Below are 19247 nucleotides of genomic sequence, written 5' to 3'. Positions count from 1 at the left end.
TGGCTCTCGGCCGGGCCTCGGTTGTGCTCGCGCGTCGTGGCCAGAAACCGGGGCTGACGCTGCCGGAAGACCTGCCTATCGTCTCGCCCGCACGCGTCCTCGGGGTGGGCCAGCCGCATCGGCGTCTCGACGACAAGATCGGGCACCGGACCTGGAGCAAGGCCACCTGATTCGCCAGAATCGCGACCTTCCGATTTCCCTGGGACTCTTCTAGACTGTGCGGTGAGCGAAACATTGTTCGCTGGCCGAACTTCTGCGACGGGAGGGCGTGTGGCGCGGCGCCTCGGGATCATCGTCAACCCGATTGCCGGCATGGGTGGCCGCGTGGGGCTGAAGGGCACCGACGGGGCTGAAACCCTGTTGCGCGCGCGCGCGCTGGGCGCGGAGCCGATTGCCGCGGCGCGTTGCCTGCGCGCCCTGCGCCGGTTGATCGCCGAGGCTCCCTGCCAGATTCTCGCGCCCCCCGGCGCCATGGGTGGCGCCGTCGCCGCTGACGCGGGGCTGGCACCGACGGCCATCGACCTGCCCACGCAGGACGCCACGAACGCCGAGGACACCCGCCTGGCCGCGACCCGGATGGCCGCGGCGGGGGTCGACCTGATCCTGTTCGCGGGCGGCGACGGCACCGCGCGCGACGTCCTGGCGGGCGTGGGGCTATCGGTGCCGATCCTGGGCGTCCCCACCGGCGTCAAAATGCAATCGGCCGTGTTCGGCACCAGCCCCGAAGCCGCCGGCAGCATCGCCGCGCGCTTCCTGCGCGACGGCCCTGGCCGCATCAGGCTGCGTGAGGCGGAGGTGATGGACCTCGACGAGGCCGCCCTGCGCCAGGGCCAGGTCGTCGCCCGCCTGTTCGGCACGGCGATGGTCCCCGATGACGGCCACAGCATGCAATCAGCCAAGGCACCGTCATTGCCTGACGATGATGATGCGCTGGATGCCCTGGCCCGGCGCGTGGCCCGCGAATGGCCGGAGGATCGCCTGCTGATCCTCGGCTGCGGCACCACCACACGGCGCCTCAAGCGCGCCCTGGGCTTCGAGGGAACCCTGCTGGGCGTGGACGCCATTCTGGGTGGATACCCCGTGGCACTGGATGTGTCGGAGGCGACCCTGCTGCACCTGCTGGAGCGCACGCCGCGGGCCGCCATCGCGGTCAGCCCGACCGGCGGCCAGGGCTTCCTGTTCGGGCGCGGCAACCAGCAGATCAGCCCCGAGGCGATCCGCCGCGTCGGCCGCGACGGCATCATGGTGCTGGCCGGCGCGCGGAAACTCCTGGGGCTGCGACCCACGGTCCTGCACGTCGACACCGGCGATATCGCGGTCGATGCCATGCTGGCCGGGCACATCGCCGTCCATACGGCGCCCGGGCGGCAGATGATCATGAAACTGGTGACCTGACGCATGGGAGCAGACTGATGACGGCACATCCCTGGATGGCCAATTCAACGCCGGCGGCGAAGGCCGCGATGCTGGAGGCGATCGGCGCGCCCGATATCGCGTCGCTCTTCGCGCAGATCCCGGCCGCGCATCGTTTTCGCGGCACGTTGGACCTCCCCGAGGCCATCCCATCGGAGGTCGCGCTGAAGCGCCACATGCTGGGACTGCTGCACAAGAATCGTTCGGCGGAGGAGAATCTCTCCTTCCTCGGCGCCGGCATCTGGCAGCATCACGTGCCCGCGGTGGTGGATGAGATCGCCGGCCGCAGCGAATTCCTGACGAATGTCTGGGGCACGCCGATGACCGACCATGGCCGCAACCAGGTCTGGTTCGAATTCTGCTCCCAACTCGGCGAATTGGTCGGCATGGAATTCGTCGGCCTGCCCGTCTATTCCTGGGGCTGCGCGGCCGGCCACGCGGCCCGCATGGCGGCACGCATCACGGGACGGCGCGAGATCCTGGTGCCGTCCGACATGGACCCCGAGCGCCTGGCGGTGCTGCGGCAATATTGCGAACCGGAGGGTTCGGCTGGGCATATCGCGGTCGTGCCGCTGTCCGCCGATCCGGCGACCGGCCTGCTGGATTTTAGCGATCTGGCCAGCAAACTCTCCCCCCGCACCGCTGCTGTCTATTTCGAGAATCCGGGGTTTCTCGGCGTCATCGAAACCCAGGGCGCGGAGATCGCGCGGCTGGCGCGCGCGGCGGGCGCGGAGACGATCGTGGGGGTCGATCCGATCTCCCTCGGCGTGCTGGCGCCACCGGCCGACTACGGTGCGGATATCGTGATCGGCACCATCCAGACCCTGGGGATCCACATGCTCTGCGGTGGTGGTGCCGGCGGCTTCCTGGCGACCCGCGACGAGGAACGCTACGCCCGCGAATACCCGACATTGAACATCTCCATCGCCCCGACCACGACACCGGGCGAATGGGGTTTTGGGCTCTGCCTGTCGCATCAATCGTCCTATGGCATGCGTGAGGAAGGCAAGGACTGGACCGGAAACTCCGTCTACCTGCATGCCATCGCCGCGGCCGCCTACATGACCTTGCTCGGCCCGCGCGGCTTTTTCGATATCGGCGAACGCATCCTGCAACGCACCGCCCATGCGGCGCGCGTTCTGGCGGCCGTTCCTGGCATTCGCGTGCGTTTTTCCGACGGTGTCTTCAAGGAACTCGTGGTGGATTTTTCCGCGACCGGCCGCAGCGTGGCCGACATCAACCGCGCACTGCTGGCGCGGGGTATCTTTGGCGGGCGCGACCTGTCGCCGGATTTTCCACGCTTCGGCCAATCCGCCCTCTACGCCTTCACCGAAATCCATACCGAGGAGGACACACAACGTCTGGCCACGGCACTGACGGAGATCCTGGCATGACCACCTCGCCCAGGCTCTACCACCAGGCCCGCTGGCATGAACCGGTGGTGATGGAATTGGGCGCGCCGGGCCGGCGCGGGTTACTGCTGCCGGCGGCGGAACCCGCCGTCGCCGCGACCGGCGATGCCGCCTCCCTCGTGCCCGCCGCCATGCGCCGCGCACGCCCACCCGCCCTGCCCGAGATGACGGAACACGACACCCTGCGCCACTACCTGCGCCTGTCGCAGCAGGTGCTGGGCATGGTCGGCATCAGCCTGTTTGGCACCTGCACGATGAAGTACAATCCGCGCCTGTCGGAAGCCCTCGGCTTGCGCCCGCAGATGGCCGACCTGCATCCGTTGCAGGATCCTTCGACCCTGCAAGGCGTCCTGGAAATCATGTGGCGCTTCGACCACATCCTGCGTGCGCTGTCGGGCATGGACCGCTTCACCTTCCAGGCCGCAGGCGGCGCCGATGCCGCCTATACCCATGTCTGCGTCACGCGCGGATGGCTTTCCGCGCGGGGCGAATTGGGTGTGCGGGATGAGATCATCACCTCCATCCAGTCCCACCCCTGCAACCCGGCCACGGCGGCCGCCGCCGGCTTCAAGGTGATCACCCTGCCGCTGGAGGAAGGCGGCTACCCTTCGCTCGATGCGCTCAAGGCCGCGCTGTCGCCGCGCACCGCCGCGCTGATGATCAACAACCCCGATGACATGGGCATCTACAACCCACAGATCGTGGAATGGGTGCGCCTGGTGAAGGAGGCGGGGGCGCTCGCCTTCTACGACCACGCCAACTTCAACGGCGTGATGGGCAAGATCCGCGCGCGGGACCTTGGGTTCGATGCCTGCATGTTCATGCTGCACAAGACCTTTGGCGGGCCGAAGGGCGGCGGTGGGCCGGCTGTCGGTGCCTATGGCTGCTCCGCCGAACTGGAACCCTTCCTGCCACGCCCCTTGGTCGGGCGCGCCGATGATGGGCGCTTCACGCTTGACGTCCCCGCCGACAGCGTCGGCAAGGTACGCGAATTCATGGGCAATGTGCATATCGTGATGCGCGCCTATGCCTGGGCACGCGGCATGGGCGCCGCCGGCATCCACGAGGCATCGGATCTGTCGGTGCTGGCCAACAACTACATGCAGAAGGGCCTGGCCGCGATCCGCGGCGTGGCCCTGTCCAACCCCGATGTCACGGCGCCGCGCATGGAGATGACGCGCTACGGCCTGGGCCCGCTGAAGCAGGACACCGGGCTGGGAGTCGTCGAGGTCGGCAACCGCATGACCGACTACGGCGTCGACGCGCCCTGGCTGTCGCACGAACCCTGGGTAGTGCCCGAACCTTTTACGCCGGAGGCCGGCGAACTCTGGTCGAAGGAAGACATCGACACCTGGGTCGCGGTGGTCGCGAAAGTTTGCGACGAGGCCTATACGACGCCGGACATCGTCCGCGACGCCCCCCACAACGCCGCCATCGGCAAGATCGACGCCGAGGCCTGCGAGGACCCCGCCCGCTGGGCCACCACCTGGCGCGCGTTCCAGCGCAAGCGGGCGTGATCCTCCGCTGGCATGGGCCGCAGGGGGCGCGCGACCTGGCCTTCCAGCCGGGCCAATCCCTGGCGGCCGCGCTGACCGCCGCCGGTATCCTGGCCTTGCGCCAGACCCGGCGCGACAGCCCGGGGCGCGGCCTCTTCTGCGGCATGGGCGTCTGCCAGGACTGCCTGGTGGTGGTCGATGGAGAGCCGAACCAACGCGCCTGCATGACCAAGGCACGCGCAGGCCAGCAGGTCGCGTGGCAGCCCTATCCGGCGGCGGCTGCGACCGTATCGGCCGGCCCGATGTCGGACCCTCCACCGGTCGAAGCCTGCGAATTGCTCATCCTGGGCGGCGGCGCCGCCGGCCTGTCCGCCGCCATCACGGCGCGCCGCTGCGGGCTGGACGTGGTGCTGGTCGACGAACGCGCCGTCGCCGGCGGGCAATACTACAAGCAAGCGGCGCCGGGAGTGACAGCACTCGACGCGCAAGCACGCGAAGGCGCGGCACTGGTCGCGGCCGCCGAAGCATCCGGCGCCACCATCCTGCGCGGCGCCGAGGCCTGGGGCGCTTTTTCCGCCGACCGCATCGCGATCTTCGACGGCAGCCGCACGCGCATGCTGGCCCCCGCCGCGCTGATCGTCGCGACCGGCGCGCAGGAGGCCGGATTGCCCCTGCCCGGCTGGACCTTGCCCGGGGTGATGACCACCGGCGCCGCGCAGACATTGTGGCGCAGCTATCGCGTCACCCCGGGCCGCCGCGTGCTGGTCGCCGGCAATGGCCCGCTGAACATGCAGGTCGCATTGGAACTGGCCGCCGCGGGCTGTCACATCGTCACCGTCGCCGAGGCTGCGCCCCTGACCAACGCCGCTGCGACACTCGCGATGCTGCGCGCCGATCCGGGGTTGGCCCTGCGCGGTGCCGGACTGCTGGCACGCATGCGGCGGCACGGCATCCCGCTGCGGCGGGGCACGCACCTGCTGCGCGTGGACCAGCACGGCACCGCCCTGCGCGCGACCTTGGCGGACAACACATCCTTCAACGTGGATGCAGTGCTGATGGGCTACGGCTTCCAGCCCGCGAACGAGGTGCTGCGCGCCCTGGGTGCCGCGCATGACCACGATGCCGCGCGCGGGCACCTGGTCACCCGGCGCGACGCCGATGGGATGACAACGGTCGATGGCGTCTATGCGGCCGGCGATTGCGCCGGGCTTGGCGGCGCCCCGGCCGCGCGGGAGGAAGGCATCATCGCCGCCCTCGCCGTCGCGCGCCGCCTGGGTCGCACCCCACCCGCCGATAGGCGCGCCATCGCGCGCCTGGCCCGCCACCGCCGCTTCCAGGCCGCCCTATGGCGCTTTTTTGCTGCCCCACACCCCGGCGTTTCCCTTGCCGATGACACCACGCTGATCTGCCGCTGCGAGGAAGTGACCAAGGCCGAGATCGCCACCGCAATGGCCGATGGCACCCCCTCGATCGGCGAAGTCAAGCGCCGCACCCGCTGCGGCATGGGCCGCTGCCAGGGGCGCACCTGCGCCCCCATCCTTGCGGCCTGGTTGGCCGAGACGCAGGGCCGGCCGCTCGACGGCATGGCACTCTTCGCACCCCAGGCGCCGATCAAGCCCGTCGCCATCGCCGACATCGCCGCGCGATGATCTCCGCCGAGATCGACATCGCCGTGATCGGCGGCGGCATCGTCGGCATCTGCGCGGCGCTGGAATTGGCACGCGACGGCCGCGGCGTGCTGGTGCTCGACGACGGGCGGCACAGCGGCACCACGGCCAATGCCGGCAGCCTGCATGTGCAGATGCAAAGCCGCTTCTTGCGCCTGTATCCGGACCAGGTGCCGGGGCTGGAAGCGTCGTTGCCGCTGTATGTCGCGGCCGCGCGGCTTTGGGCGCGGCTGGCGCAGGATCTCGGCACCGACATCGAACTGCGCGCGACGGGCGGGCTGATGGTGGCCGAGGATGCGGCCTCGCTCGGCTTCCTCGCCGCCAAATGCGCGCGTGAGGCAGCGCTGGGCTTGCGCGTGCACATGCTGGGCGCGGCGGAACTGGCGCGCATCGCGCCCTACCTCGGCCCTGCCGTCATCGGCGCGGAGCTGTGCGAGGACGAGGGCAAGCTGAACCCCCTGCTGGCCAATGAGGCGCTGCGCCGCGCGGCACTGGCGGCCGGCGTGGTGCATGCGACCGAAACCCGCGTGACCGCGCTGCGCGCATCCGGGCCGGGCTGGGTGCTGGAAACCCCGCGTGGTGTGGTGCGTGCGGGCCGGGTGCTGCTGGCGGCCGGTGCCGGCACCGGGGCGCTGGCCGCGATGGTCGGCCTGCCTGTGCCGACGGTGGCGGAGCCGCTGCACATGAATGTCACCGAAGCCACCGCGCCGCTGATCGGCCACCTGGTGCAGCACGCCGAACGCATGATCACGATGAAGCAACTCGCCGCCGGCCAGGTGGTGATCGGTGGCGGCTGGCCCGCGCGCCTGGCGCCGGGGAATGGCCAGCCGCAGGTCGAGGCTTCCAGCCTGTTCGGCAACCTCGGCCTGGCGCAGCACCTGGTGCCCCGCGTCGGCCGGCTGCGCCTGATCCGCACCTGGGCCGGGGTGAACACCACGGCCGACGGCCAATGCATCCTGGGCGCGGCACCGGGGCGGCCGGGGCTGTTCTTCGCCGTGCCGGGGGATGCCGGCTACACGCTCGGCCCGCTGGTCGGGCGCATGGCGGCGGCGGCGATGCAGGGGCGGGACGCGGGCTTCGACATCGCGCGTTTTTCCGCCGCGCGATTTGGTTAGATCAGCCCAGGGCCGCCCGGATGCGCGACGCGGCGTCCAGCATCTCCGGCAGGAAGCGCAGGCGCAGATCATCCATCGGCACGCGGCTGGTCGGGCCACAAATGTTGATGGCACCCAGGGTCACGCCATCGCGATCCCGCACCGGCACCGACAGCGATCGCAGCCCCAGTTCCAACTCCTCATCCACCAGCGACCAGCCTTGGCGACGCGCCTGCTCCACCTGTTCGCGCAGCAGCGGCTTCGACGTGATCGTCCGCGGCGTGCGCGCCACCGGCACGCTGTCGTCCAGCACCCGATCCGCCGCAGCCGGCGACAGCCCGGCGAGCAACACGCGCCCGACCGAGGTGCAATACGCGGGCGTCTTGCTGCCGACCCGCAGGCCCACATTCACCAGGTGCAGCGACGACGGAATGTGCAGCACGTAGAGCACCTCGCCACCCTCCAGCACCGCGCCGTAGCAGCTTTCGCCCAGCCTCTCCGACACCTGCGCCAGGATGGGGCGGGCGACATCCCAGACGCTGGCGGCCGCCAGGATGGATTGTCCGAGTTCGAGCAATTTCGGCGTCAACGCGAAGCGCTTTCCATCGGACACCGCATAACCCGCCTGCACCAGCGTCAGCAGGAAGCGCCGGGCGCTGGCGCGCGACAGGCCGGTGGCCTCGGCCACCTCGCTCAGCGTCATGCGAGGGCGGCTGCGGCTGAACGCCTTCAGCACCTCGAACAGCCGCAGGACGGCGTGGATGATCTCCCGGTCGCCTTCACGTGGCTCAGTGTCGGGCAGGATGGGGGCGTGCTGATCCATGGGTCTTCCGATGTTCGTTCAGCGAACACTTTAACGAAAACCGCCCGCTCTGCGAATAGGCCCTTGTTCGCCGGGAAGGCATCATGTTCACTCTGCGGCACTGTGTTCGCACAGCAGCACGGCTGCTGGCAACGCCATTGGAGGGAGAGCCGGCCATGTCGATCCGCAGCACCGAGCATCTGACGCGCCGCAGCCTGGGCGGCCTGGCCCTGGGGGCCGCGGCGGCCGCACCCGGCTTCGCACAGGCCCAGGCGCCCACCACCCTGCGCTGGTGGTCGCCCCAGACCGCCCCCGCGCAACGCGAAGCCTACAACTTCCAGATCCGCACCTTCGAGGAAGCCAACCCCGGCGTGCGCGTGGTCTTCGAAGCCACGAGCGACGAGGGCTACCCGGCACAGATGGCCGCCGCCTTCGCCTCCGGCCAGGTGCCCTCGGTCGTCACGCACCTGCCGTCCTTCGCCGTCGCGACCTATTGGGACAACGGGCTGCTGGAACCGTTCAACGACGTGATCCAGGCTATCGGCCCGCAGAATTTCTACGAGGGCGCCAACCGCGTCTATGAAATCACCCCGGGCCAATATGCCGGCACCGGCATCGGCAATTCCGCGGCCAATATGCTGTGGATGCGGCGCGACCTGATGGAGCGCGCGAACATCGCCGCGGCCCCGCGCACCTGGGAGCAGTTGCGCGACGCCTGCCGCCGGATGCAGGGCGGTGGCGTCTTCGGTGCGCCATTGCCCTTCGCACGCAATTCGATGACCAGCCTGATCTTCGTCTGCTTCGTGCATGGCGCCGGCGGCCAGGTCTTCACGCCCGATCTGCAGGTCGCGGTGGACACCGACGCCTTCCGCAACGCGCTGGAATTCTACAAGTCGATGCGGGAATTCTGCCCGCCCGGCGCCAATGCCTATTCCTGGGGCGACAGCCTGACCGCCTTCGTCGCCGGCGCCACCGCCACCGGCATCTACGCCGGCCGCGTGATCGCCAATGTCGCGGCGCAGAACCCGCGCATCGCGCCCTTCGTCACCTGCCACGACTACCCGACCATATCGGCCGAGGTGCCGGCCTGGACCTTCAACGACTTCCCCTCGGTGATGATCCCGAAGGTCGCGCCGAACATCCCGCTGGCCAAGCGTTTCGCAGCACATCTGTTCCGCGCCGATGGCTATATCCGCCAGCTGCACGCGGCCCCCGGCCATGTGCTGCCGGTGTTGAAGACGATTTCCGCGATGCCGGAATACCAGGCCAACCCGCTGATCCAGGCCAATCGCGCCGCGGTCGACCTGATGAGCGAAAGGGCCGCCGCGGGCCACAACCTCGGCTGGGAAAGCAACACCCATCGCCCCAATACCAAGGCCGGCCAGATCATCGCGAGCCATGTCTTGGCCGAGGCGGTGCAACGCTATGTCATCAACAACGAACCGATGGCCCAGGTGGTATCGACGACCGCGCAACGGCTTGAGCAGTTGATGCGCGGCTGATGCCCGCGCCAAGCGCGGCCGGGCGAACGAATCCGCTCGACCGCAAGGATGCCTTGCTCGGCGTGATGCTGATCGCGCCGACAGTGCTGATCTTCTGTGCCGTGATCGTCTATCCGCTGGTGTCGGCGCTGTATCTCAGCCTGTTCCGCATCTTCACGCCGACCTTGCAGGGCAGTTTCGTCGGGCTGTCGAACTACACCGACCTTGCGGCATCGCCGGAGTTCTGGCGATCGCTGGTCAATACGGCGGTCTGGACGGTGCTGACCCTGACCTTGCAGATCGTCTTCGGTGTGGCCGCGGCGCTGATGCTGAACCAGGCGATGGTGATGCGCAGCCTGGCGCGCAGCCTGATCCTGTTTCCCTATTTCGTGTCCACCGTGGTCGCCGTCCTGGTCTGGCGATGGCTGTTCAACGACCTTTATGGAATCCTGAACCATCTCGCGATATGGACGGGCATCCTGTCCATGCCGCTCGACTGGTTGGGCAGCATGCCCAATGCGATGGTCAGCATCGTGCTGGTTGGGGCGTGGAAATACTTCCCCTTCGTCGTGATCGCCGTGCTGGCGCGGCTGCAAACCATTCCGGAACCGCTCTACGAAGCAGCGCGGATCGACGGCGCCGGCGCCTGGGGTCGCTTCACCGACGTCACCCTGCCGCAGTTGAAGGAGGTCCTTCTTGTCGTCATCCTTCTGCGCGCAATCTGGGATTTCAAGGAATTCGACCTGATCTACCTGCTGACCGGCGGCGGCCCGGTCATCGCGACGCAGACCCTGCCGCTGATGGTCTACAAGGAAGCTTTTGGCTTGAACGACATGGGGCGGGCCAGCGCCGTCGCGGTGGCGATGATGCTGGTCATGCTGGGGTTCATGCTGCTCTACCTGCGCGTGTCGCGCGATGGAGAGCGCAAGTGAAACGCAGTATGCTCGGCCGCATCGCCTTCAACCTGCTGGCCTGGTCGGTGGTCTTCGTCACCGCCTTCCCATTGGTCTGGATGGTGATCACCTCCATCAAGCCGCAGTTCGAACTCTTCCGCATGCCGCCGACCTTCTGGCCCGAAAGCGTGACCTTCGAACATTACATCCGGCTGCTGACCGAAACCCCGTTCCTGCTCTACATGCGCAACTCGCTGATCCTGTCCACCGCCACGACCATCCTGGTCGTCGCGGTCGCGACCCTGGGGGCGCATAGCCTGGTCCGCTTCCGCTATCGCGGTCGCGAGGCCCTGGCGCGGCTCGTGCTGTTCACCTACCTGCTGCCATCGGTCGTGCTGCTGCTGCCGCTGTACCTGATGATGGTATGGCTCGGCGTCGCCAATTCACTGCTGAGCCTGGTGATCGCCTACACCACCTTCGCCCTACCCTATGCGCTTTGGCTCCTGCGGAGTTTCATGCAGGGTATTCCCGATGACCTGGAAGCCGCGGCGCTGGTCGATGGGGCCACGCGGATGGGCGCCTTCTTCGACGTGATCCTGCCGCAGGCGCTGCCCGGCATCATCTCCACATCCTTGTTCACCTTCATCCTGTCCTGGAACGAATACCTCTACGCGCTGGTGCTGGTGAACACTGACAGCGCGCGCCCCCTGACGACCGGTGTCATGTCCATGCTGGTCAGCGCCTTCAACATCGAATGGTCCCTTCTGATGGCAGCCTCCGTCATGATGAGCCTGCCGCTCATCATCATCTTCGCTTTCCTGCAAAGCTATCTGACGCGCGGCTTCGGTGCTGGTGGTGTGAAGGGATGAGCGATACCCAATACGAAGTGCGATTCGACGGCGTCCAGAAAGCCTTTGGCGAATCCTATGCCGTGCGCGACCTGAACCTGACCATCGCGGGCGGTGAATTCGTCAGCCTGCTCGGCCCATCCGGCTGTGGCAAGACCACGACCCTGCGGATGTTGGCGGGGTTGGAATTCCCCACGGAAGGCCAAATCTCGATCGGTGGCCGCGTGGTGAATGAGGTCGCGCCCGGCGCGCGCGACATTGCCATGGTGTTCCAATCCTACGCGCTCTACCCACATATGACGGTCGCCGAGAACATCGCCTATCCGCTGAAGAAGCGCGGGGTCGAAAAGTCCGAACGCGGCCGTCGCGTCGCCGAGGTCGCCGACACCCTGCAACTGGGCGCCCTGCTCGCACGCAAGCCCCGTCAGCTTTCGGGCGGCCAGCAGCAACGTGTCGCACTTGGCCGCGCCCTGGTGCGCGATCCGCGCGTGTTCCTGCTGGACGAACCGCTGTCGAACCTCGACGCCAAGCTGCGCCACCATATGCGCGCCGAGTTGGTGGAATTGCATCGCCGTCTTGGCCGGACCTTCGTCTACGTCACGCATGACCAGCTTGAGGCGATGACCATGTCCAACCGCATCGCCGTAATGCATGAGGGCGTGCTCCAGCAATTCGGCACGCCATCCGATGTCTACGAACGCCCCGCGAACCTGTTCGTCGCGGGCTTCATCGGATCGCCCGGAATGAGCCTGCTGAAAGGCGAGGCGCGCGACGGCGCCTTCCGCAACCCGGCGGTGACCCTGCGCCTGCTGCAAGCGTCGGCATGCCAGGCCATGGTGCTCGGCATCCGGCCGGAGGATGTCATCCTCGGCCAAGGCCCCTTCACCGCCCGCATCCGCCTGGTCGAACCCACGGGCCACGAACAGATCGTCGCACTCGACCTGCCGGGCGGCGAGGCATTGACCGCGCGCGCAGCCCCCGACATGACCCTGCGCGCCGGCGAAACACTTGCCTGGGGCGTGCGCATCCCGCGCCTGCACATGTTCGATGCCGCCAGCGGCAACCGCCTGGCCGTCACACTCGCCGAATGAACAAGAGGAGAGTCTTCATGGACCGCAACAGCGTGAACTGGGCCGGGCCGATGCCCGCCGTCACGACCCCCTTCGACGCCAGCGGCGCCGTCGATCGCGATGGCTTCACCGCCAACATCAGCCGGCTGCTGGATGAAGGCGCGACCGGCGTGGTCGCCTGCGGCTGCACGGGCGAATTCTGGACGCTGTCGGCCGATGACCGCCGCACCCTCTACACGGCCACCGTCGAGGCGACGCGGGGCCGTGGCACCGCCATCGTCGGCGTCGGCTGCGTCAGCGCGGCGGAGACGCTGGCCTATGCGCGCATGGCCGCCGATGCGGGCGCCGATGGCGTGCTGGTGTTGCCGCCCTATTTCGTGAAGCTGACCGATGACGAGATCTTTGCCCATTTCGCCACCGTCTCGGCGGGGTCGCCGCTGCCGATCATGGCCTACAACATCCCCGGCAATGCGGTGAATGCGATCTCGCCCGCGCTCGCCGACCGCCTGGCCGCGCTCGACAAGATCGTGGCGATCAAGGAAAGCAGTGGCGACTGGAACAATTTCTACGCCACGCTGATTGCGGTGAAGGATCGGCTGCGCGTGTTCTGCGGCCCCTCCTCGGTCTTTGGCGTGCCCGCCGTCACCTTGGGCGCCGATGGCACCGTGGATTGCTTCCCGAATGTCTGGCGCGGCTGCACCGATCTTTTCCATGCCGCCAAGGCGGGACGCATGGAGGAAGCCGCGGCCCTGCAAGCGACCTGCCGCCTGCTGACCGATCTGTTCGTGACCGAGGGCCGCACGATCTACCCGGCGACCAAGGCCGCGATGGACCACCTCGGCTTCCCCGGCGGCGGCTCGCCCCGGCCGCCGCTGCAACCCTGCGTCGGTGAACCGCTGGAGGGGCTGAAGCGCGGCCTCGCGGCCCTCGGGATCGGAAGCTAGACCATGGACCTCGGGATACGCGGCAAGCAGGCCATCGTCTGCGCCGCCAGCAAGGGCTTGGGGCGCGCCTGCGCCGAAAGCCTCGCACGCGAAGGCTGCGACCTGACGCTCATCGCCCGCACCCTCGAACCGCTGGAACAGGCCGCGGCCGAGTTGCGCGCGCAGCACGGCGTGCGCGTCACCATCGTCGCCGGTGACGTGAACACCGCCGCGGGGCGCGACGCCTTGCTCGCCGCCTGCCCCGCCGCCGATATCCTGGTGACCAGCCCCGGCACGCGCCAGGTTCCCGGCGATTTCCGCACATGGGAGGAGGCCGAATGGCGCCGCTGGTGGGACGAACATTTCTACTCCGCCATCGACCTGATCCGCCGCACCGCGCCCGGCATGTGCGACCGCAAGTTCGGCCGCATCGCCAATATCAGTGTTTCCTTCATCAAGTTCCCGCAGGTCGGCTTCGCGCATAGCCATTCGGCGCGGGCGGGGCTGGCCGCCGCCATCGCCTCGATCGGGCGCGAATTGATCGGCCATAACGTCACCATCAACAGCGTCTGCCCCGGGCTGTTCGACACGGATGCGCTGCGCACCAATCTGCACGGCCATGCCAAGCGCGGCGGCGTGACCTATGAGGCGATCGTGGAAGATCGCCTCAAGGGCTGCCCCGCCGGGCGCTTCGCCGATCCGATCGAATGCGGCGACCTGGTGGCCTATCTTTGCAGCGCGCAGGCGGGCTTCATGACGTCGCAGAACATCGTCAATGATGGCGGTGTCTACCAGGGGCTGTTCTGACCATGCTGGAGCCCGCCGGCCGCGTCGTCGCCCTCTCCGGTGCCTCGCGCGGGCTCGGCGCCGCCATCGCCCGCCGGTTGCATGGGGAGGGCTATGCGCTGGCCCTGGGTGTACGCGACCCCAAGGCCTCGGCGACGCGCCTGGCGCTGCAAGGCGGCGCCGCCGTCACCTTCCATCGTTTCGACGCCACCAACCCGGCCGATGCGCCCGCCTGGATCGAGGCCGCTGTCGCTGCGCACGGTCGGCTGGATGCGCTGGTGAACAATGCCGGCATCCTGCGCCCCGTCACCTTCGACAACCCGAACGAAGCCGCGCTGGACGCGATGTGGGAGGTCAACGTCAAGGCCCCCTTCCGCACCATCCGCGCCGCCCTCCCGCATCTGCGCGCCGCGGGGCATGGGCGCGTGGTGAACATCGCCTCCACCGACGGCAAGCGTATCCGCGATGTCAGCGTGTCCATCGGCTACGCCATGTCGAAACACGCGCTGGTGGCGCTGACCCATGCGGCGCGTTTCGCGGGGCATGAGGCCGGGGTACGCGCGACCGCCCTCTGCCCCGGTGCCATCGATACCGAGCTTCTGGCCGGCATCCCCGGCGTCACGCCCGGCCCCGGGCGCCTGCAACCCGACACGGTCGCCGAGATCGTCAGCCTGCTGCTGCGCCTGCCGGACCAGGCGCATGTCGCGGAGATGATCGTCAACACCAGGCTCGAATCCACGCTCTGAGGAGACACCGCAATGCCCGATTTCCGCGTCGCAGCCTCGACCTTTCCCTTCCTGTATTCCCATTCCGGCCTCGGCGCCCTGCAGCACCTGGCGTCGCAGGGCTACCGCAATTTCGAGATGATGATCTTTCCGCCGCACCTCTGGCCGGCGGAGATGACCCCCGCCTCCAAGCGCGAACTCCGCGACTGGCTGGATGGCGAAGGTGGCGCGATCACCTCCTTCTGCTACCCGCTGCTCGACAACAATCCGAACAGTACCTGCCCGATCATGCGGCGCTACACGCTCGATAGGTACAAGGAGGCGATCGACCTCGCCGCCTTCGTCGGCTGCCCGCTGGTCTGCGCCATTCCCGGCCCGGTGAACTCGCTGATCAACCCGCCCGTGCCCTGGATGCGCGACTGGTTCGTGCGCGGCATGCAGGAACTGGTCGCCCATGCGAAGGGGTCGGGCACCGAGGTGATCCTGGAGAACGTGCCCTTCACCTTCCTGCCCACGGCGAAGGACATGCTGGACGTGGCGAATGAGATCGACGCATCCGTCGGCATCAACTTCGATGTTTGCAACAGCGCCTATATCCGCGAGGATGTGGTCGGCGCCATCCGCATGCTCGGTGCGCGCATCAAGAACGTGCATATCTCCGACACCGGGTTCGAGGCCTTCAAGCACGACCGCCTCGGCACCGGGATCGTCCAGCCCGGCCCCGCCGCGGCCGCCCTGCGGGACATCGGCTACCAAGGGCTGACCGTCCTGGAGATCATCACCGACGCGGCGCAACCCGGCACCGATCCCGATGGCGACCTGGCGGCCAGCCACGATATCCTGGCGGCCCATGGTTGGGAGAAGCGGCCAGGCTGACAGCCAGGTGGGGCCGAAACGGCCCTGCCCAAAAAAAAGCCGCTTGGCCGGCCGGCCCGATCCTGTAGCGTCCGTGCATCGTGAGAGTGCAGCCAGGAGCTTCAGCATGACCGAAGACGACCTTCGTCACTTGATCGGCCGCGTAAAGCAGGGCCGGCTGTCGCGGCGCGGCTTTGTGCGCCGGTTGGCGGCGGTCGGGCTGACGGCACCGATGGCGACGCAGATCCTGGCGATCGCCGGCGCCGCCCCGGCGGCGGCGCAGAGCGTCCCCGCCTACCGGCCGACGCGGCGCGGCGGCGGCGGCGCGCTGAAAATCCTGTTCTGGCAAGCCGCCACCCTGCTCAACCCGCATTTCGCCACCGGCACCACCAACCAGGAAGGCAGCCGCGTCTATTACGAGGCGCTGGCAGGCTGGGCCGGGGATGGCACGCTGCACCCGATCCTTGCGGCGGAAATCCCGTCCCTGGAAAACGGCGGGCTTGCCGCCGATGGCCGTTCGGTGACCTGGAAGCTGAAGCGCGGCGTGCAATGGCACGATGGCCAGCCCTTCACCGCCGATGACGTCGTGTTCAACTGGGAATACGCGCGCAACCCCGCCACCGCTGCGGTCACCGCCGGCACCTATCGCGACCTGACCGTCGTCAAGGTGGATGATTTCACGATCAGGGTGGAGTTCCAACAGCCGACGCCATTCTGGGCCAGCGCCTATGTCGGCTCGCAAGGGATGATCATCCCGAAGCATCTCTTCCAGGCCTATAACGGCGCCAATTCGCGCGATGCGCCGACCAACCTGCGCCCGGTCGGCACCGGCGCCTACCGCCATGTGAGCTTCACGCCCGGCGACACCATCCGCGCCGAGTTGAACCCCAATTACCACATGGACAACCGCCCCTATTTCGACACGCTGGAGATCAAGGGCGGCGGCGATGCCACATCCGCCGCACGCGCTGTCCTGCAAACCGCCGACTACGACTATGCCTGGAACCTGGCGGTGGAGGATGACATCCTCAAGCGGCTGGAGGAGGCGGGGCGCGGTAAGGTCAACATCGTCCCGGGCGGCGGGCTTGAATTCGTCCAGCTCAACGTCACCGATCCGAACGTGGTGGTGGATGGCGAACGATCCAGCATCACCACCACCCACCCCGCCTTCTCCGACCCAGCCGTGCGCCAGGCGATGGCGCTGCTGGTCGACCGCAATGCGCTGGAACAGTTCATCTACGGCCGCGGCGGCCCGGCCGTGGCGAATTACCTGAACAATCCGCCGCGCTTCCGCTCACCCAACATGCGTTGGGAATTCAGCGTCCAGAAGGCGAACGAGATCCTGGATGCAGCGGGCTGGGCGCGTGGGCGGGATAATATCCGCGCGAAGAACGGCGTGCGGTTGCGTTTCGTCTTCCAGACCTCGGTCAACACACCGCGCCAGCGCACCCAGGCGGTGATGAAGCAGGCGGCGCAACGGGCCGGCATCGACCTGGAACTGAAGTCGGTCACCGCCTCGGTGTTCTTCTCCTCGGACGTCGCCAATCCGGACACCTACACAAAATTCTACGCCGACGTGCAGATGTACACGACCACCATGCCGCAGGCCGATCCACAGGTGTTCATGAACCAGTATGTGTCGTGGGAGATTTCGTCCAAGGCCAACAACTGGCAGGGCCGCAACATCGTCCGCTGGCGCAATGCCGATTACGACGCGGCCTTCCGTGCGGCCGAGGGCGAGTTGGACCCGATCAAGCGCGCGGCCCTGTTCATTCGCATGAACGACCTTGTCGTCGGCAGCAACCACATCATCCCGCTGGTCGGCCGGCCCACCGTCAGCGGCAGCCTGAACACGCTGCACCCGGTGTTGAGCGGCTGGGACAATACCCTCTGGCTGATCGCCGACTGGTATCGCGACGCCTGAGTGGCGCAATACCTCCTCCGGCGGCTGTTGATCGCGATCCCGAGCCTGCTCGGGATCAGCGTCGTCCTGTTCACCGTGCTGGCGCTGGCCCCCGGCGATCCGTTCGAGGAATTGGCGACCAACCCCGCCATTCCGCCCGATGTCCGCGCCGCCCTGCGCGCCAGCCTGGGCATCGATGACCCCGTCTACCTGCGCTACTTTCGCTGGCTGGCGGCGATGTTGCAGGGCAACTGGGGGTTCTCCTTCGTCAGCCGGGTGAACGTCGACCAACTCATCCTGCAACGGCTGCCGACGACCTTGCTGATCATCGGCGCCTCGCAGATTTTGGCATTGGCCATCGCGCTGCCGGTCGGCGTATTTTCCGCGACGCGGCCGTATTCGGTCTTCGACCAGATCGCCAATACGCTGGCCTTCATCGGCTTCTCGCTGCCCACCTTCTTCACGGGGCTGCTGATGATCCTGTTGTTTTCGATCACGCTTGGCTGGCTGCCCTTCGTCTATCGCGCCGACATCGATGCCAGCGGCTGGCGCTGGTGGTGGGAACATGTGCGGCAGGCGATCATGCCGGTCCTTGTGCTCGGCCTGTTCCAGGGCGCGGCCTGGACGCGCTTCGTGCGCTCCGCGGTGCTGGACGTGGCGCGACTGGACCATGTCACCACGGCCCGATCCAAAGGCCTGCCCGAAGGGCGCGTCGTCACCCGCCATGTCGTGCGCAACGCGCTGATCCCGGTCGTCACCTTGGTCGCCTTGCAGATGCCCGCGGTCTTCGGCGGCGCCATCGTGACCGAGCAGATTTTCCGCGTCCCCGGCATCGGCTCGCTGCTGATCAGCGCGATCCTGGCCAATGACACACCCGTCATCATGGCAGTCACCTTCGTCTTTGCCTGCCTCGTGATCTTCTTCAACCTCATGGCGGATGTGCTCTATGGCTGGCTCGATCCTCGCATCAGCTACAGCTAGCCGCGCCACGGCGCGCCGCCCGTCGGTGACGCCGTGGCGCGAAGCCTGGCGACGGTTCCGCAAGCACCGCATGGCCGTCGCCAGCGGTGCGATTTTGGGAATGATGATCCTGGGCGTGGTCTTCGGCCCCTTGATCTGGACCTTGCCGATCGACGAGATCGATTTTTCGGCCCGCTTGCAGGGACCATCGCTCGAACACCCCTTCGGCACCGACGATCTCGGCCAGGATATCCTGGCGCGCGTGCTCTATGGCGGACGCATATCCCTTGCCGTCGGCTTCGCCGCCATGGCCGTCGCGGTCATCGTCGGCACCTTCGTCGGTGCCGTCGCCGGCATGTCGCGTGGGCGGGTCGATACCGCGCTGATGTGGCTGACCGACCTGTTTCTCTCGCTGCCCGAACTGCCGCTACTCCTGCTGATCATCTACCTGTTCCGCGACGGGCTGACCAAGGTGGTGGGGCAGGAGATGGGTGTCTTCCTCCTCATCGTCATCGTCATCGGCGGCTTCCGCTGGATGCCCGTCGCGCGCCTGGTCCGCGCGCAGTTCTTCTCCCTGCGTGAAAAGGAATTCGTCGAGGCCGCACGCGCCCTCGGCGCCTCCCCCACCCGCATCGTCATGCAACACATCCTGCCGAACTCCCTGGGCCCGGTGATCGTGGCCGCGTCGATCGACGTGGCGGCGGCCATCATCGCGGAATCGACACTGTCCTTCCTGGGGCTCGGCTTTCCACCGGACACGCCGACCTGGGGCCGACTGCTGTTCGACGCCAAGGACAATCTGGATTTCGCGCCGCATTGGGCCATCTTCCCCGGACTGGCCATCTTCCTGACCGTGCTGACGATCAACTTCGTCGGTGATGGGCTGCGCGACGCCCTGGACCCAAGGCGCGTCACGTGA

17 protein-coding genes are annotated in these 19247 nt (G+C 67.7%); 16 read left to right on the top strand and 1 reads right to left on the bottom strand.

Annotated elements, in window-relative coordinates; genetic code table 11:
* Positions 1-270: 270 nt before the first annotated feature.
* Genes ACQW02_RS00890 through ACQW02_RS00870 form a run of 5 tightly spaced genes read left to right on the top strand, consistent with a single transcriptional unit; the run spans position 271 to position 7103 of the window.
* Positions 271-1395: an ATP-NAD kinase family protein gene (locus ACQW02_RS00890; RefSeq protein ID WP_431283393.1), complete on the top strand. Its 1125-nt coding sequence runs from the start codon at positions 271-273 to the stop codon at positions 1393-1395.
* A gap of 17 nt (positions 1396-1412) precedes the next feature.
* Positions 1413-2807, top strand: a complete 1395-nt coding sequence (gcvPA, locus tag ACQW02_RS00885) for an aminomethyl-transferring glycine dehydrogenase subunit GcvPA (RefSeq protein ID WP_431283392.1) — start codon at positions 1413-1415, stop codon at positions 2805-2807.
* Positions 2804-4342: an aminomethyl-transferring glycine dehydrogenase subunit GcvPB gene (gene gcvPB / locus ACQW02_RS00880; RefSeq protein ID WP_431283391.1), complete on the top strand. Its 1539-nt coding sequence runs from the start codon at positions 2804-2806 to the stop codon at positions 4340-4342. The genes gcvPA and gcvPB overlap by 4 nt, the downstream gene beginning before the upstream one ends.
* Positions 4339-5970, top strand: coding sequence for an FAD-dependent oxidoreductase (locus tag ACQW02_RS00875; protein ID WP_431283390.1), 1632 nt, complete (start codon positions 4339-4341; stop codon positions 5968-5970). The genes gcvPB and ACQW02_RS00875 overlap by 4 nt, the downstream gene beginning before the upstream one ends.
* Positions 5967-7103 (top strand): NAD(P)/FAD-dependent oxidoreductase, encoded by a 1137-nt coding sequence (locus ACQW02_RS00870; protein ID WP_431283389.1) that lies wholly within the window; start codon positions 5967-5969, stop codon positions 7101-7103. The genes ACQW02_RS00875 and ACQW02_RS00870 overlap by 4 nt, the downstream gene beginning before the upstream one ends.
* Position 7104: 1 nt before the next feature.
* Here ACQW02_RS00870 and ACQW02_RS00865 read toward each other — a convergent pair whose 3' ends face one another.
* Complete coding sequence (locus ACQW02_RS00865) at positions 7105-7905, bottom strand: IclR family transcriptional regulator domain-containing protein (RefSeq protein ID WP_431283388.1); 801 nt, start codon at positions 7903-7905, stop codon at positions 7105-7107.
* A gap of 155 nt (positions 7906-8060) precedes the next feature.
* Here ACQW02_RS00865 and ACQW02_RS00860 point away from each other — a divergent pair, with 155 nt between their 5' ends.
* The 11 genes from ACQW02_RS00860 to ACQW02_RS00810 all read left to right on the top strand — a co-directional run bounded on the left by ACQW02_RS00860 (position 8061) and on the right by ACQW02_RS00810 (position 19247).
* Positions 8061-9386 carry an ABC transporter substrate-binding protein gene (locus ACQW02_RS00860; protein WP_431283387.1) on the top strand — a complete coding sequence of 442 codons (1326 nt, stop codon included), beginning with the start codon at positions 8061-8063 and terminating at the stop codon, positions 9384-9386.
* Entirely contained in the window at positions 9386-10297 is a 912-nt protein-coding gene (locus tag ACQW02_RS00855; protein WP_431283386.1) for a carbohydrate ABC transporter permease, read from the top strand. Before ACQW02_RS00860 ends, ACQW02_RS00855 begins: the two co-directional genes overlap by 1 nt.
* On the top strand, positions 10294-11127 hold the full coding sequence (locus ACQW02_RS00850; protein ID WP_431283385.1) for a carbohydrate ABC transporter permease: 834 nt from the start codon (positions 10294-10296) through the stop codon (positions 11125-11127). Before ACQW02_RS00855 ends, ACQW02_RS00850 begins: the two co-directional genes overlap by 4 nt.
* Positions 11124-12197 (top strand): ABC transporter ATP-binding protein, encoded by a 1074-nt coding sequence (locus ACQW02_RS00845; RefSeq protein WP_431283384.1) that lies wholly within the window; start codon positions 11124-11126, stop codon positions 12195-12197. Before ACQW02_RS00850 ends, ACQW02_RS00845 begins: the two co-directional genes overlap by 4 nt.
* Before the next feature lie 17 nt (positions 12198-12214).
* Positions 12215-13120 (top strand): dihydrodipicolinate synthase family protein, encoded by a 906-nt coding sequence (locus ACQW02_RS00840; RefSeq protein WP_431283383.1) that lies wholly within the window; start codon positions 12215-12217, stop codon positions 13118-13120.
* Between the two features lie 3 nt (positions 13121-13123).
* Entirely contained in the window at positions 13124-13906 is a 783-nt protein-coding gene (locus ACQW02_RS00835) for an SDR family oxidoreductase (protein ID WP_431283382.1), read from the top strand.
* A 2-nt stretch (positions 13907-13908) separates the two neighbouring features.
* Positions 13909-14631, top strand: coding sequence for an SDR family oxidoreductase (locus tag ACQW02_RS00830; RefSeq protein WP_431283381.1), 723 nt, complete (start codon positions 13909-13911; stop codon positions 14629-14631).
* Positions 14632-14643: 12 nt separating this feature from the next.
* The gene (locus tag ACQW02_RS00825; protein ID WP_431283380.1) at positions 14644-15486 is read left to right on the top strand and encodes a sugar phosphate isomerase/epimerase family protein; all 843 of its coding nucleotides are present in this window, start codon (positions 14644-14646) and stop codon (positions 15484-15486) included.
* Between the two features lie 106 nt (positions 15487-15592).
* Positions 15593-17389 carry a peptide ABC transporter substrate-binding protein gene (locus tag ACQW02_RS00820; RefSeq protein ID WP_431283379.1) on the top strand — a complete coding sequence of 599 codons (1797 nt, stop codon included), beginning with the start codon at positions 15593-15595 and terminating at the stop codon, positions 17387-17389.
* The gene (locus ACQW02_RS00815) at positions 17390-18349 is read left to right on the top strand and encodes an ABC transporter permease (protein WP_431283378.1); all 960 of its coding nucleotides are present in this window, start codon (positions 17390-17392) and stop codon (positions 18347-18349) included.
* Positions 18315-19247 carry an ABC transporter permease gene (locus ACQW02_RS00810; protein ID WP_431283377.1) on the top strand — a complete coding sequence of 311 codons (933 nt, stop codon included), beginning with the start codon at positions 18315-18317 and terminating at the stop codon, positions 19245-19247. The genes ACQW02_RS00815 and ACQW02_RS00810 overlap by 35 nt, the downstream gene beginning before the upstream one ends.

The organism is Humitalea sp. 24SJ18S-53, from assembly GCF_050632385.1.
In the GTDB taxonomy this organism is placed as follows: domain Bacteria; phylum Pseudomonadota; class Alphaproteobacteria; order Acetobacterales; family Acetobacteraceae; genus Humitalea.
This window is presented reverse-complemented; position numbering and strand designations above follow the sequence as displayed.